This window comes from Cellvibrio mixtus subsp. mixtus J3-8, assembly GCF_000766945.1.
Lineage (GTDB): Bacteria > Pseudomonadota > Gammaproteobacteria > Pseudomonadales > Cellvibrionaceae > Cellvibrio > Cellvibrio mixtus_A.
The window spans coordinates 11,602-11,815 of record NZ_KN266220.1 but is presented as its reverse complement, the minus strand read 5'-3'; the positions used below and the strand labels follow the sequence as shown (position 1 = coordinate 11,815).

Below are 214 nucleotides of genomic sequence, written 5' to 3'. Positions count from 1 at the left end.
TTCGCGCACAATTTTGTTTTCCAACCGGTGCAATAATTTCAATCGACCAGGGGAGACAATTTGCTCGGGCAAAAAATAACGTTGGCCTGCGGGTAAATCCGGCTCTACGGTGGTGCCAAAGAAAATTCCCAGCTCCCGAATGGTTTCACCTACGGCATCATCAAAATCAAACACCACGCGCACATAGGCCCATTTGGTAGGCACGGCGGATACT

Annotated in this window: 1 protein-coding gene; it reads right to left on the bottom strand. The window is 49.5% G+C overall.

Going from position 1 to position 214, the window contains the following annotated elements; all coding sequences use genetic code 11:
• Positions 1-204: hypothetical protein (locus A596_RS23285; RefSeq protein WP_039918852.1), on the bottom strand; the 204-nt coding region annotated here is incomplete at its 3' end.
• Positions 205-214 lie beyond the last annotated feature (10 nt).